We start from the raw sequence: 15609 nt of genomic DNA, 5'->3' as shown, positions 1-15609 counted from the left end.
AAAGGGAACATGTTAGGATAAGTAAAAAGAACTCCTAATCAAAGAGTTCTTTTTATTGTAAAATATATGATTTTGAACTAGTAAAGCATAAAGACGGCGGTAATGGCAGTTACCCTTTTCTTTGTGCTTTTTTTATCCGATTGTGTTGATGATGCTGCTTACTGCGTTAAAAAAGTTCATAAGTACCTCGTTTAGCATGTAATATGCCTCCTCTCTTACTAAATATGTACAATCAAATTATCCAATTGTGTTAATGATGCTGCTTACCGCGTTAAATAAGTTCATTAAAACGTCGTTGAACATGTTTGCAACCTCCTTTATGATAGATTCATATAGTACTACGAGAAAACATAAAGTTTGGATCACATTTTTTAAATGTTTTTTGAGAAAAATAGTTAAAAAGAGAGTTTAATGGAGGTTGAAGAAGATGAACTCGTTTACAAACGACGAAAAGCAAGCGGTATATAAAGCGATTTACGGAAGAAGAGATGTACGAACATTTTTGTCTGATGAGATTCCGAATGAAACCGTTTATAACATTTTACAGGCTGCTCACAGCGGACCTTCCGTCGGGTTTATGCAGCCTTGGAATTTTATACTAGTATCTGATACAGAAGTGAAAAATAAACTTGCCTGGGCAGCAGATAAAGAGAGAAGAGCACTGGCTATTCATTATGAAGGTGAAAAGAAAGAAGATTTTTTAGAGCTAAAGATTCAAGGGTTAAAAGAAGCGCCGTTAACTATTTGCGTAACGTGTGATCCAACAAGAGGAGGCTCTCATGTTCTCGGAAGAAACTCAATTCCAGAAACCGATATGATGTCAACTGCATGTGCGATTCAAAATATGTGGCTTGCTTCATATGCAGAAGGACTGGCAATGGGGTGGGTAAGTTTTTATAAGAAAAATGATGTACGTGACATTTTACATATTCCTCCTCATATTGATCCTGTAGCGCTCATGTCAATTGGCTATACAGATAAATACCCTGAGAAACCAATCTTAGAACAAGCTAACTGGGAAAAAAGAAGGGATTTAGACAAGCTAATTTATCATAATATATGGGAAAATGAAAAAGAATAGCGGAGAGAAAATAAAGACATACTAAAAAGCGCCGAAATATAGTAAAATTTGAATATTAAATGATACACTATATATAGCGAAAGCGGATATGAGCGTCTAGCGTATCCGTTTTATTTATATGTATACAAATGACTTGGGAAAAAGAGAGATAGGAGAATTGAAGGTTTCATGAATATTGCAAGAAGTTGGCTTCACAACAAACTTACTGTTCGCATCATTACGCTTATTATCATTACAGTTTTACTTGTCAGCATTAGAAGTATGCTTCAGCTGCTGTTATTTACGTTTATTTTTACCTTTTTAATTGGTCGTCTTCAACAAGCGTTAAGAAGAAAGCTTCCGCTTAATTCAACGCTTATACTCATCGTCATCTATATCGCACTGATTGGGGCCCTCGGTATTGTAGGATATGTATATATCCCGGTTATTATGACGCAAGTTACTGAGCTTGTACAGAAGCTGATGTATTTTTACAAACACCCCCCTGATAATACATTCGTCACCTATATTATCGATAATTTAAAGAGATTCAAATCACCAGAAAATATTCAGCAGAATATTGATTTAGTATACAGCTATTTATCCAATATTGGAAAAGTAAGTGCACAAGTTTTCTTAGCACTATTGTTAAGCCTATTCTTTTTACTTGAAAAGTCGCGGATTCACCGATTATTTGTCCAACTGGAACAATCTAGGCTGGGCTGGTTTTTCAAAGAAGCTGGCTATTTGGGAAGAAAATTTGTTAATTCCTTCGGCAAGGTAATAGAAGTTCAGTTTATTATTGCTTTTGTGAACAGCATTTTATCCGTTATTGCGCTGTGGGTGTTAGGGTTTCCTAATTTGCTTGCGCTTGGCGTTATGGTCTTTCTACTAGGGCTAGTGCCGGTTCTTGGGGTATTTGTTTCACTCATTCCGCTTTGTACAATCGCTTACAGTTTAGGAGGCGGTGTAAAAGTACTATCTGTGTTAATAATGGTGGTAGTACTTCATGCACTTGAAAGCTATGTATTAAATCCAAAGCTTATGTCATCTAAAACCAACTTGCCGATGTTCATTACGTTTATCATTTTAGTATTTGGTGAACACTTCTTGGGCGTATGGGGGCTGATTCTTGGTATTCCTATTTTTATTTTCTTTTTAGATCTAGTAGGAGTAGATTCAGCACAGCAGCTGTCAAAAAAAGAAGAGACTGGGACAAAATGATTTTAGACGAGGTGAAAACCGAGCCATTAGTCAAGATGTTTGACTAATGGCTCGGGTTTTTTTTTATAGTGAACGTAGGTTTCATCTGTTTTCGTTCCTTTTAGCAGTTAATTGGAGGGCAAGGTGAAGACTCCTGCGGGAAAAGCGGAACACGTGAGACCCCGCAGAAAGCGAAGCCTTGCATGGAAATCAACTGCGGTGTCACAAGCGGTTCAGCTCATATCCTATTTGTTCGTCTTTAGAATGGATTCATGTCATTCTTTCTCAACCTCTTCTTTTTTTAACGAGCGTATCGTTTTTTGAATGACAGGATGATCTCGATGCTTAAGTTTATAAGCAAGAAAGATCTGATTTTTTACCGCTAAATGTTCAAGTTCGATTTTCACCTTTTTTTCTCGGAGCGCTTCTTGAATCAAATAGCGGGGAAGCAGGCTGATTCCCATGTGTTGCTGAATGGCTTTTAACACCGTTTGAAGATTTGGAATCACATGATGAGGCTGAATTTCAGGCCGTTTTTTAAAATGCTGCCGCCAAAATCTCCTGATAATAGGAAGTTCAAGGCCATAGCTAATCCACCGCTGATTGTATAAAAAATCTTCTACGTCTTTACTAGCTGTCATTTCAAAAGAAGGAGGGACGGTTAAGACAAACTCTTCTTCTTCAATGACCGTATATTCGACTCCTGGTATTTGTAATCTTTGGGTTGTAATAGCAATATCAATTTCATCGTTTTGTATCTTTTCAAGTAAAACAGAAGCAATACCAAACTGGCTGTAGCAGCGGATACCTGCATCTTTTATTCTTTCTAAAGCTCGTTCGGTAAAATACTCTACGGGAGAACCAATTTTTACGACTGGCAGTGCGTCGGGAGATGATGCGCTCATTTTTAATTGAAGTGAAGCAGCTTCTAGACTTTCAACTAACGGGACGATACGCGTGTACAGTTCTTTGCCTTTTTCGGTTGGAATCATCTTTCTCGGTGCACGGATAAATAAATCTTCGCCTATTTCAGCTTCTAAAGCAGCTAAGTGCTGACTCATGGCCGGCTGCGTTAAGATCCTCGCTCTGGCTGCTTCAGAAACGGATCGATATTTATAAATGCTAATAAAGCTGCGATACCATTCAAAATCAATCATTTACGCTACCCTTTCTTATAAATTTATTTATGGATATCTAATTATTTTCTAATTTGTATTATAGACAAGCTCTCTTTAAAATAAAAATAGTAAGCAAATCATTTTTAGATAAAATAATAAAAGCAACACCACCATATAACTTAAACATGACTTAAAAAGGAGAGTTAGACTGTGAAAGCATTATTATTGCAAGATAAAAATAAATGGACAGAAATGAAAGTAGAAGAAGTGGAAAAACCTCTTCCAAATAAAGGAGAAGTAGTAGTTGAAGTTCACGCAGTGGGACTTAATCCAGTGGATTATAAGACGGCTACTAATGGAAACCCTCATTGGACATATCCTCACATTCTAGGTTTAGATGTAGCTGGGACAATTGATGAAGTTGGAGAAGGAGTAGTTGACTGGAAAAAAGGAGACCGCGTCGTCTATCACGGGGACTTTATGAAAAAGGGCGGATATGCTGAATATTCGGTTACAACTGCTCATTCAATTTCGCGCATTCCTGATGCCGTTACATTTGAAGAAGCTGCTGCATTGCCTACTGCAGGCTACACGGCGTATGAAGCACTATTTCGTAAACTTCCAATGAACCATATTCAAACCATCTTAATTCACGGAGGAGCTGGAGGCGTAGGGGGCTTTGGCGTGCAGCTTGCTAAAAACGCTGGAAAAACCGTTTTCTCAACAGCTTCAGCACATAATCATGAGTATGTGAAGTCGTTAGGAGCTGATTATGTAATTGATTATCGCGAGGAAAACGTCGCAGAAAAAGTATTGGAGCTGACAAATGGCCGCGGTGTAGATGCTGTGCTTGACACGGTGAGCGCAAAGAACGCAACGGATTCTTTAGATATGATTGCCTATAGAGGACATTTAGCACATATTGCTGGTGCACCTGATTATACAAAAGTAAAGCCTTTTACAAAGGTGATTTCTTATCATGAAGTAGCTTTAAATGCTGCACACCACATTGATGACATGATGGCGCAAGCGGATTTAGCAAAAATGGGCGATGAGCTTTTAGCATTAGTAGCAGAGAAGAAAGTAGCTCCAATGATTGAGCGCATCATCTCGTTAAAAGAAGTGCCCAGTGCATTAGAAGAGCTTTCAAAACGCCATGTGAAAGGGAAAATCATTGCTAAAGTTAAATAATAGCAGGACAGAAAAGACTCTTTTATTACAACTAATAAAAGAGTTTTTTTCTGCTATTTTCTTTTTTTGCGTTACTTCACTTATGAGCTGCATATGATAGAAGATAATCAAATATAGCAAACGGGTGCGTATGAGCTTTTTTTACTAGTAAAATTGCTTTGAAATCGTGAAATTTTGAATAGTTTGAGTTATGATGAAAGAACGTGAAATTTGTATAATTGAAAGGAGAAAAAAGGTGCAAGGGTTTATTGATTTTGTACAAAATTTAGGCATAGTGGGCATCTTTATTGCTACAGCAATCGAAGCTGCGGCAATTCCTTTTCCGTGTACGTTATCGATTTTGCTCATTGGCTCGGTGCTGCAGCTTTCAATATGGAAAATCCTTATTGTTTCAGCTGTCAATACCGTTATTTATATCGCATTCAACTATATTCCGTTCGTTATGGGATACAGGTTTGAATCTATTACCAAGCGCTGGTTTGGTGAAAAAAATATAAAGCGTGCCCAAAAATGGTTTCATAAATATGGAAAATGGAGTATTACGATTTCTCGTCCCATCAGTATCGCAAACTATATAACCTATTTGGCAGGACTTAGTAAAATCAAATCTAAGGACTTTGTTTTATACAGCACCTTAGGAATTTTTCCGTGGTTTGTTTTTTTGCTCTATGTAGGAGGACTTGGAGATATTGAAAAAATCCAAAAATATTTGCATGATGTAGATCGTTTAATATTTGTTATTCTTATAATCGGAGTGATAGTTGGTGCAGGCTGGTGGATGAAAAAAAAAGAGAAAGCCAAGCTCAAGAATAAAGCTATAATGATGGTTATAGCTTTATTTTAATATAAAGAAATTATTTAAATAAAAACATTTTTCTGAAAAGTTACAAAAAAACATTTTTCCTTTTAAAAAAATGTGATACTATGGTACATAAGGTCGCTAAAAGTTGTCTTGGTTCACCGGGTGTTTACTGCAGTCATTTAATAAAAGAAGCTAGGTATAGGTGAAAGCTTTGTTTCTAGTAATGTTGAGAAATGCTGCCTTGCGAAGGGAGGTAAGACGTACAGCACGCGTCCAACGTATGTTATTAAAACCATAAATTTGTAAGCGATTTCTTTCTTTTTACATGTGAGTAGAGCAGCTTTCGTTTTGAATGCAGCTTGTTACAGATTGGTTAAATAATGAATATAGCTTAAAATTGGATCGATCTAATTACCCGTACTATATGAATGTGAAATGTGTTTGATCGTAAATGAAAATAAGCTTAAAAATTACAGGTTAGGTACCCCAAGTATTTCTGAAATTTTAATAAAACAGGAGGTAAAATCATGAAGAACGTAGGGCGTATTAATGGCAAAACTCAGCTCATAGGCCTTTTAGCAACTCCAATTGGACATTCATTGTCACCATCTATGCATAATATGGCCTTTAAAAAACTGGGATTGAATTATGCTTATTTAGCTTTTGAGGTAGGAAATGACTCGTTAGAAGATGCGATTAAAGGACTGAGAGCGTTAAATGTTAAAGGTTTTAATGTATCCATGCCAAATAAAACAAAAATTCTCCCGTTTCTTGATGAATTAGCAGACAGCGCCAAATTTTCAGGAGCTGTCAATACCGTCGTAAACGATAATGGCGTACTAGTTGGGCATAGCACAGACGGTATGGGCTACATTCGAAATTTAAAAGAGAACGGCGTGGATATCACAGGGAAAAAAATGACGTTGGTCGGTTCGGGCGGAGCAGCAACGCCTATTGCTATTCAAGCGGCTTTGGAAGGCCTTGAAGAATTAACAATTTTTGCTCGTCATGATGAATTTTATTCAAAAGCTGTAGAAAACGTAAAAATTATTAATGAAGAGATGAAACATGTTTCATGTAAGGCGAAGCTGTATTCTCTTGAGGATACAGACAGGTTAAGAGAAGAAATTAGAACGAGCGATATTTTGACAAATGGAACAGGAGTAGGAATGAAACCGTTAGAAGAATTCAGCATTATTGAAGATATATCAATGCTGCGTCCTGATTTAATTGTAACAGATGTCGTGTATATGCCTATGAAATCAAAACTGTTAGAACAAGCTGAATCAATCGGATGTCACACCGTTAATGGAATAGGAATGATGATCTGGCAAGGGGCCATGGCGTTTGAATTGTGGACAGGAAAAGAGATGCCTGTGGAGTATATTAAGGAACAAATGTTTGAACCGAGCTTACAGTATTAAAAACGCGTATTTTTTAACTTTGCTAGAAATTTGTATAAATGAAGGGACTATATCTTCTTTTCCTCTAGCACAATAAAAAAATGATTCTAGACGATTAATATATAAAAGGTTTTGTTATATTAAAAAAGTATATATTTCAATTTTCTAAAAATTAAAAATATATATTGCGCAGAAAAATGTAATTCAGTATACTAAAACTCAAGTTTGAATTAATTTTACATTAGGCTGTGTCAAAAGACGACGCTTAGTAAAAAAAGGCAGGTGTTACAATGAGAAATTAAAAAAGCAGACATTAATCACATCATGTTCGGATATTTGAGTAGATCATAAAATATACGGCATCGTTCCGCAATATGTGAAGAGATTCCCACTGAAATTAGATCGTTCTAATAAAAATTTATTAGATCGTTCTAATTAGAACTTTCTATTAATCTTTTTAATTCCACTAATAAAAGTTTTACGGAAAGGATAAGAGAACAAGTAAATAGCTAGAGGATTAGGTTTTCAGCATTGCCATCTTTCAACTTTAGTTCAGGCAGACTTTATGTAAGTAAGCAATTGTAAATGGGATCTGAGCAAAGAAATATTTCATAAAAATGAAAGCGCATACTTAAAATCTTATGAGTGAGGGAAGATAATGAAAAAACATCGTTGGTCGATTGTATTCTTGATTGCGGTTGGTGTAGTTGTAAACTATTTTGATCGAATTAATATGTCCATTGCTATGCCATTGTTACAAAAAGAATTTAACTTGACAGCAGGTCAGATGGGGATTTTCCTATCAGCATTTGCATGGTCTTACGCTTTACTTCAACTTCCTATAGGGCCTTTGCTAGATAAAATAGGCGTAAAATGGGTAACGCGTGTAGCGACCGTGATATGGACAGTATCTTGTCTTTTAACTGCAGTAGCAAATGGATGGGGGTTAATTATTTTATCTCGAGTGCTGTTAGGAGTTGGAGAAGCACCATTTTTTCCATCTGCTGCTAAAGCAGTTAGCCATTGGGTTCCGCGTCAGGAACGCGGAAAAGCTATCGCAGCTTATGATTCTCAATCCAAACTTTCCAACGCCATCGGGGCGCCTATATTAGCGCTAATTGTAACAGAGTGGGGCTGGCGAGGTGGTTTCTTAGCAACTGCTATTCTTAGTTTCATATATGCTATTGTTTATTGGATCTGGTATCGTGAACCTCATGAAGATGAGCGTTTGACGAAAGAAGAATATGACTACATTGTTCAAGGCGGTTCTCAAAGTTCAGAAGAAGTTAAAGGCAGTGCAATGGAGAACATTCGATATTTGCTAACTAAAAGAAAAGTCTGGGCAGTATTCATTGGGTTTGCGGCATACGGCTATTCATGGTTTTTGTTCTTGACTTGGCTTCCTGGATATTTAGCAGCAGAAATGAACATGTCTATTTTAAAATCAGGCTGGTACTCGGCTATACCTTGGATTGTAGGTACCATTACTGAAATAGTAATCGGGGGCTGGCTTGTTGATCGTCTTATTAACAAAGGGTATAACCGGACGCGTGTCAGCAAGTTTTTTCTAGTAATAGGTATGGTATTTGGTTTGTCAATTATTGGGGCAGCGTTTACTCACAGTGCAAATGTAGCTGTATTTTGGATTTCAACAGCACTTGGAGGTCTTGTTGTCACATCTGCTGTTGCCTACAGTATTCCTACATTTATTGCACCAAAAGGAACGGTAGGAACATTAACGGGACTTTTAACATTTGGGAACAACTCGATGGCTATTGTTGCACCTATTACGACTGGGTTTATTGTTCAGGCCACGGGTTCATTTATGTATGCTTTCCTTTTAGCGGCTGCTTTTTTAGTGATTGGAATTTTAAGCTATACGTTTTTATTAACAGATTTAGACCCGATTGAAAGCAAAGAGTCTATCCTATTAGAAGAAAAAGAGTTAACTTTAGAAAAATAAATAATCTTAATATTTTGACTAATGGTATTCATTTTTAACATATCAAAGGAAATCTACTAATTAATTATCTTAATTAAGCATCTTAATTAAGCATACAAACAGTTATTACCGGAGGGGATTCAACGTGTTAACCAAAAATTATGGACCTTTAACAGGAGTTCAAATACTAGATATTTCTACTATGATTGCTGCTCCCTTTGGAGCTACTTTACTAGCAGACTTAGGGGCGGAAGTAACCAAAATTGAACTTCCAGGAAAAGGAGATACGCTTCGGACTGTAGGGCCTTGGAAAGGGACTGAACCCTTAAGGTGGCCCGGACTTGCTCGCAATAAAAAGTCTGTTACGCTGGACATTCGATCAGAAGAAGGAGCAGGAATTTTCAAAAAGCTAATTAGTGGAGTAGACATTTTAATTGAAAATTTTCGCCCCGGTACACTGGAAAAATGGAACTTAGGATATGAAGAGCTTAAAAAAGTTAACCCTAAGCTAGTAATGGTGCGCGTATCAGGTTATGGACAAACAGGTCCTTATCGAGAAAAAGCTGGATTCGGTACACCGGGGACAGCATTTAGCGGACATACTTATTTACAAGGGTATTCAGATCGTCCGCCCGTCAGTCCTTCTTACTCTTTACTAGATTATGTAACGGGCATATATACTGCGTTCGCTTGTGTAAGCGCTATTTATCATAGAGATGTACACAAACAGCCGGAAGGTCAAGTAGTAGAAATGGGATTATATGAATCTATTTTTCGAATGATGGAGTTTTTAATTGCTGAATATGATCAAAACGGAAAAGTAAGAGAGAGAAGCCCTGGACTTGCAGGTCACTCAAGCCCTGCAGGCACATATGAAACAAAAGACGGAAAGTTTGTTGTATTAGTATGCAGTACAGACTCTACCTTTGATCGTCTTGCAGAGGCAATGGAAAGAAAAGATATGTTAAAGGATCCGCGATACTATACAAACGTAGAGCGTCTAAAGCATGATCATGAAGTTCAGGAAATTGTGTCAAATTGGATTAAGTCCTTCACTCAAGATGAGCTGCAGGCAAAGTTAGATTCATTTGGTGTGCCAGTTAGTCCTATCTACAGCATTGAAGATATATTTAATGATCCTCAATATAGAGAACGAGAAAACATTGTAGAAGTAGAGCACCCCCGCCTAGGAAAAATTAAGGTTCCGGGAGTAGTGCCAAAGTTTTCACATACACCGGGAGCAATTCGTCATCGTGCCCCTGAATTGGGAGAACATAATGAAGAAATTCTAGGTGGAAAACTGGGGTTATCAAGTGAAGACTTAGCGGTGTTAAAAGAAAAGGGGGTTATTTAATGAATACTATTCAAAAAATAGAATTACCGGAAAAAGTCATAATCTGTGAAGTAGCTCCAAGGGATGGGTTTCAAGCTGAACATGAGTGGATTCCTACAGAAGAAAAAATATCTATTATTCGTCAGCTAGCCAAGACAGGCATTCAATCAATGGAAATCACGTCTTTTGTACATCCGAGAGCGATTCCTCAGTTAAAGGATGCCGAGCAGGTCGTAGAAAGTGTTCAAGATTTAACCAATATCAAATTTCGCGCGTTAGTGCCAAATGTAAAAGGTGCACAGAGAGCCATTGACGCCGGAGTGAAAAAGTTAAAGCTTATGCTTTCAGCTACAGATTCTCACAGCTTATCTAACGCAAATTGTTCTGTAGAAGAAGCCCAAAAAGGTTTTTACCCTATTATCGAATTAGCAGAAAAGCATAACGTTAAAGTGGGAGGTTCAATTTCGGTAGCGTTTGGATGTCCTTATGAAGGTAAAGTTGCTATAGAACGCATTTCTTCTATTGTAGAACGATACAGAATGATGGGTGTCGAAGAAATTTCTTTAGCGGATACAACCGGGATGGCAAATCCTCAGCAAGTGTATCGTATGCTAGGGTTTCTTAAACAAAATTATCCCGGCACTATTTTCTCTATGCATTTGCACAATACGAGAGGAATGGCATTTTCTAATGTAGTGGCTGCTTTGCAGCAGGGTGTTATTCATTTTGATAGTTCTATTATCGGTTTAGGAGGGTGTCCCTACGCTCCAGGCGCCACTGGAAATATAGCTACAGAAGACCTGGTTCATGGATTAAGTGAAATGGGAATTCATACGGGTATTGATCTTAACAAGCTTATTCAAGCAGCAAAAGAGGTGAAGCACGTAATTGGTCATGACGGTGGAAGCTACATGCTACAAGCAGGTCCTTGTTCAGAACTTCATGCCAAGCCAAAGGTTCAAGAGAAATTAGTATAACTAAGCCGTGAACATGATAGCCTTTTAGGAGGTGATGATAGCGTTTAAATTAAAATGAATTAGATCGATCTATTTTCCTCTCATGTAAAAACGTTCAGGCCTTGTTTTATATAAAAGTTTGTTTAATAAAAATGAAAAGTTGGTGCTAAACATGATAGAAACTATTGAAAAGAAATCACAGCCTTATATTAACGGTGAATGGATTATTGAAGATCGAGAAGTAGCTTTAATAAAAAACCCCTATTCTGGAGAAGTCATAGGTGAGCAGCTATTAGCAAATGAAGAAGATGTTGAAAAAGCATTAGCATCAGCCTATGAAGCAAAAAAACATGTCGCCGCCCTTTCTTCTTACCAGCGTTCTAAAATTTTAAAGAAAGCGGCTCTATTACTAGAACAAGAGAAAGAAAAATTTGCTCGACTTATTTCTTTAGAATTAGGAAAGCCTTTGAAAAACACGCTGGACGAAGTGGCCCGTTCAATCGAAACATTGGAACTGTCAGGGGAAGAGGCAAAAAGATTGATTGGTGAAACATTGCCTGGCGACGTTTCAGAACGGGGGGCACAAGCTATTGCATCTACTTTCCGAGTGCCTGTTGGTGTTGTAGCGGCTATCACACCATTTAACGCCCCTTTAAATCTTGTATGCCATAAAATTGGGCCGGCTTTTGCTGCTGGGAATAGCGTGATTTTAAAGCCATCTTCGCAAACAACTTTAATTGCAACAGAGCTCTTAAAGCTGCTGCTGCGGGCAGGCTTCCCTAAAAATGCTGTAAATATGGTGCTTGGTCGAAGACAGGTTGCACAGCAAATTGTAAAAGATGATCGTGTGAATATTATTTCATTTACAGGTGGAACAGTAGCTAGTAAGAACATCTGTGAGCTAGCTGGAATGAAAAAAGTATTGCTCGAGCTAGGAGGAAATGCTGCAACGATCGTCCATAACGACGCAGATTTAAATCGTGCTGCGGCTATGTGTGCTAAAACCGGATTTAGCAATTCTGGCCAGAGCTGTATCTCTGTTCAGAGAATTTATGTACATCAATCTGTGGTCTCTGAGTTTACCAATCTTTTAAAAGACGAGGTGCTGAAACTTAAAATCGGAGATCCTTTATTGCCTGATACGGATGTAGGGTGTGTAGTAGATGTCCATGCAGCTGAACGAGTGACGAGCTGGATTGATGAGGCCGTACAATCGGGAGCACAAGTGATATGCGGAGGAAAGCGCCGCGGAGCTACGGTGGAACCTACTGTTCTACTAAACCCTTCTAAAGAAAGTAAAGTTATTTGTGAAGAAGTATTTGGTCCTATTATTAGTATTGTCCCGTACGGTACGATTGCAGAAGCTATTGAAGAGACAAATGATTCTGCTTTTGGTCTTCAAGCAGGGATTTTTACGAACAAAATGGATTTGGCTTATAAAGTGGCTCATTCTCTTGAAATGGGCGGTGTAGTTATTAATGGAACATCTAACTTTAGATTAGATCATTGGCCATATGGCGGAGTGAAAAACAGCGGTATTGGCAGAGAAGGCCCACGTTACGCCGTTGAAGAAATGACTGAAACGAAGATGATTGTATTAAGACTGCCTACGGAGAATTAAAACCAAATCAATATGTAGGACGTTTATAAATATATATCGTCATTTTGATTAGATCGATCTAATCCGTTTGAATAAAGGAGGAATTTATAAAATGTCTAATCAATTTTCCCTTGCATATCTTACTGTTCTTGGATGTTCACCGCCTGAAATGACGTATATGGCTGCAAAGGCAGGGTATGATTTTGTTAGTTTAAGGCCTATTTACATGGGGTTGCCTGGAGAGCCTAATTATGCGTTAGCTGAAAATAAGCAGCTGATGCTAGAAACAAAATCTGCCATGTCAGAGACAGGAGTGAAGCTCCTTGATATAGAGTTAGCACGTATCTATGAAGGAGTTGATCCAAAACGTTACTTACCTGCAATGGAAGCAGCTGCTGAACTTGGAGGACGTCACGTCCTTAGCAGCATTTGGACGGACGATCGCAATTTTGGTATCGAATGCTTTGCTGAACTCTGTGATCTAGCTAAGCCTTTTGGGTTAACCATTGAATTAGAATTTGTTCCTATTGCAAGCGTATACAACCTTAAAGGCGCAATGGATGTTCTTCATACCGCTAACCGTGAAAATGCAGGTCTTATGATTGATATTCACCATTTTCATCGATCAGGAGATAAGGTGGAAGATTTGGACGACGTGCCTCGTGAGTGGTTTCGCTATCTTCATCTTTGCAATGCTTCTGCGGAGATTCCAAGTTCAAAGGAGGAGATGACGCGAGTTCTTAGAGAAGAACGATTGTACTTAAATGAAGAAGGTATTGATGTTGCAAGTATTATTAATCGTATCCCGCAGGTTCCTTATTCCATAGAGTTGCCAAATGTAAAACGTGCCAACGAATTAGGGTATGAAGAGTTTGCGCGCCAATGTTTACAAACGGCTAAACAATACTTAGATAAGCATCCGCGCAAGAAGTATGTTTCTCATGACGCTGTGGGACAAGATCAGCTGCGTTTTCATTCTACAAGATAGGTGCTCTGGAGAGTATTGTGCAGCTTACCTTTTAGGTCTATTTAATTGAAGTACCCCCATTTAGCAAGCCTAAAGTGGGGGTATTCTCTGTTAAAACGGTAAACGTAAGAATTAAGAATAAATATAAAAGTGTGAGATCATACCTTCACTTTGTCATAGTTAATGCTAAGTTCTTATTTTTATATACATTGAAGGTTTGATGAAAAAGAGCTGTTGAGAATGTACTCAACAGCTTAGTAAATAATCGATTTATTAGTAAGTTGAGAGAGCCCGCCAGCTTCTATAAGACGTAATATCCTCCGCATCTTCTGTCGCATGAGCTTCACAAAGAAAACCCGCTACTTCACTGCCGTCTTCGAGAGTGATTTTGCCTATTCCAAGAGGAGAAGGGATAGAATCGGCAAAAGAGCCGAGTAGTGATAAAGGCATTTCCCAAAGTTCAACTTCAATTTTTTCTCCTTGTTGATGTGTTCGCAACAGCCCCGGTTTTGCTGGAGAAGTAGGCAGTTTAAAAAGCTGGTAATAAGGAGCGGTTTGGTCTTTTCGTACGAATGAAGCTCCGTGTTCACGCATTTGAGATTCAAGTGAGAACCCGCGCATATGCAAACCGCAAACAGCTACTAATGTTGTATCTTTTTTTGAATCAGCCGTTCGTTCACCATTTAAAAACAATTCGCTGAGTCCGCAAATGAATTGTTCGCCGTCAAATGTAGAGAAAAATGAAATGCCAAACGGTAAATCAAGATCTGCATCTTGAGATGGAAGAGATACAGCACACAAGTCGAGTAAGTTACAATGATTTGTAAAACGCCCCATGTCACTGTTCGTTTCAATTGGATTTTCTCTTACTTGTTCCCGCGTCCACGTTCCGCCTGCTGTTGGCATAACAAGAACAGCATTTTTAAGCTGATGATATGCTTTATGTTTAAAGGATTGAAGCTTATGTGAAGCTTGAAATAAAGCAGCAGCATCATATTCTGATTTAGCTCCTGAACGAAGGACTTGCTCGGTTACAGGAAATGCTGTTTCTTCATGAGAAGTAATAAATTCTCCTAAGTCAGCCCAGCGCTCCGCTACGTATGGTCCGTCATACAATAAAGCAGCTGCTTCACTTAAATACGAGCCGTCAATGTATTCAATGGGAATAGATAAATCTTCAATCTTTTTCACTGCTTGCTTCCACGCTTCCTCGTACTGCTCAGCAAACGGTCCGTAAAATGAGAGCGGTTCTTTTACCATACAAATTTTTTCAGGGAGAGCCGAAGAAGCCCGAACAACAGAGCGTGACCATGGATCTTGATCGTCTACTCCTCTAATAATAGAATCTACGAGCACTACATCATTCCATTCATGAGCAAAAGAAGTGACGCAGTCTAAGCTTTTACACGCCGGAACTACACCTGCAGATGGCCACGCTCCGAGAGAAGGTTTATAGCCAATTAAACGGTTTAAACCGGCTGGAACGCGTCCTGAACCTGCTGTATCGGTACCTAAAGAAAAAGCAGCATGCCCCCGAGCTACGGATACAGCTGACCCAGAGCTCGATCCACCGCTAATGAGCTCGGACTTTAACGCGTTGTGCGTTTCGCCGTAAGGGCTTCGTGTACCGACAAGTCCTGTAGCAAATTGGTCCAAGTTGGTCTTTCCAAGAGGAATAGCACCTGCATCAATAAGGCGTTGAACAACCGTAGCATGTTCAGAAGGGATATACGTATATTCTTTACATCCGGCTGTCGTCGGTACATGTGCTACATCGATATTGTCTTTAACGGCGAATGGAATTCCCCACAAAGGTAACGCTTCAGGGCTTAGCGTAGCTAAGCGATCCAGATAAGGTTTTAACTTACCGAGTGTAGGAGGGGTAATCCAAATATTCATGTCTTTATCAGCTTCTACACGTGTAAGAATTTGATGTACTACATCTTCCGGAGTTAATTCTTTTTTGATATACATATCACGTAACCATTGAACCGAAAATGTTTTAGACAAGCTCACTGTTTTCATTGTATCCAC

12 protein-coding genes are annotated in these 15609 nt (G+C 38.5%); 10 read left to right on the top strand and 2 right to left on the bottom strand.

The features are described from left to right. Positions 1-427: 427 nt before the first annotated feature. The gene (bluB, locus tag ACO1DI_RS26070) at positions 428-1081 is read left to right on the top strand and encodes a 5,6-dimethylbenzimidazole synthase (RefSeq protein ID WP_034269758.1); all 654 of its coding nucleotides are present in this window, start codon (positions 428-430) and stop codon (positions 1079-1081) included. Positions 1082-1249: 168 nt separating this feature from the next. Beyond that, positions 1250-2284 (top strand): AI-2E family transporter, encoded by a 1035-nt coding sequence (locus ACO1DI_RS26065; RefSeq protein WP_423145742.1) that lies wholly within the window; start codon positions 1250-1252, stop codon positions 2282-2284. 254 nt (positions 2285-2538) lie between these two features. Here the strand turns inward: ACO1DI_RS26065 and ACO1DI_RS26060 are convergent, their stop codons facing one another. Continuing rightward, complete coding sequence (locus ACO1DI_RS26060; protein ID WP_014461336.1) at positions 2539-3420, bottom strand: LysR family transcriptional regulator; 882 nt, start codon at positions 3418-3420, stop codon at positions 2539-2541. A 171-nt stretch (positions 3421-3591) separates the two neighbouring features. On the opposite strand from ACO1DI_RS26060, the gene ACO1DI_RS26055 reads away from it, so the two are divergent. From ACO1DI_RS26055 to ACO1DI_RS26020, 8 genes are all read left to right on the top strand, one after another. Then, positions 3592-4572 (top strand): zinc-binding dehydrogenase, encoded by a 981-nt coding sequence (locus ACO1DI_RS26055; protein ID WP_014461335.1) that lies wholly within the window; start codon positions 3592-3594, stop codon positions 4570-4572. Positions 4573-4807: 235 nt separating this feature from the next. Then, on the top strand, positions 4808-5416 hold the full coding sequence (locus ACO1DI_RS26050; RefSeq protein ID WP_406866654.1) for a DedA family protein: 609 nt from the start codon (positions 4808-4810) through the stop codon (positions 5414-5416). A 485-nt stretch (positions 5417-5901) separates the two neighbouring features. Then, complete coding sequence (locus tag ACO1DI_RS26045) at positions 5902-6798, top strand: shikimate dehydrogenase (protein WP_014461333.1); 897 nt, start codon at positions 5902-5904, stop codon at positions 6796-6798. A gap of 637 nt (positions 6799-7435) precedes the next feature. Next, positions 7436-8740, top strand: coding sequence for an MFS transporter (locus tag ACO1DI_RS26040; RefSeq protein WP_209368338.1), 1305 nt, complete (start codon positions 7436-7438; stop codon positions 8738-8740). A gap of 124 nt (positions 8741-8864) precedes the next feature. Beyond that, positions 8865-10073, top strand: coding sequence for a CaiB/BaiF CoA transferase family protein (locus tag ACO1DI_RS26035; protein WP_423145740.1), 1209 nt, complete (start codon positions 8865-8867; stop codon positions 10071-10073). Then, positions 10073-11029, top strand: coding sequence for a hydroxymethylglutaryl-CoA lyase (locus ACO1DI_RS26030; RefSeq protein WP_208732696.1), 957 nt, complete (start codon positions 10073-10075; stop codon positions 11027-11029). The genes ACO1DI_RS26035 and ACO1DI_RS26030 overlap by 1 nt, the downstream gene beginning before the upstream one ends. 151 nt (positions 11030-11180) lie before the next feature. Continuing rightward, positions 11181-12629, top strand: coding sequence for an aldehyde dehydrogenase family protein (locus tag ACO1DI_RS26025; RefSeq protein WP_208732695.1), 1449 nt, complete (start codon positions 11181-11183; stop codon positions 12627-12629). 91 nt (positions 12630-12720) lie between these two features. Continuing rightward, on the top strand, positions 12721-13596 hold the full coding sequence (locus ACO1DI_RS26020) for a sugar phosphate isomerase/epimerase family protein (protein ID WP_208732694.1): 876 nt from the start codon (positions 12721-12723) through the stop codon (positions 13594-13596). 252 nt (positions 13597-13848) lie between these two features. Here the strand turns inward: ACO1DI_RS26020 and atzF are convergent, their stop codons facing one another. After that, a complete protein-coding gene (atzF, locus tag ACO1DI_RS26015; RefSeq protein WP_423145739.1) occupies positions 13849-15600 on the bottom strand; it encodes an allophanate hydrolase in 1752 nt (583 codons plus the stop codon). Positions 15601-15609: the final 9 nt, after the last annotated feature.

It is taken from the genome of Priestia sp. 40, assembly GCF_049368575.1.
Taxonomy (GTDB): Bacteria; Bacillota; Bacilli; order Bacillales; family Bacillaceae_H; genus Priestia; species Priestia zanthoxyli.
Note: the sequence above shows the minus strand (reverse complement) of the source record. Positions and strands in the feature narration are given on the sequence as shown.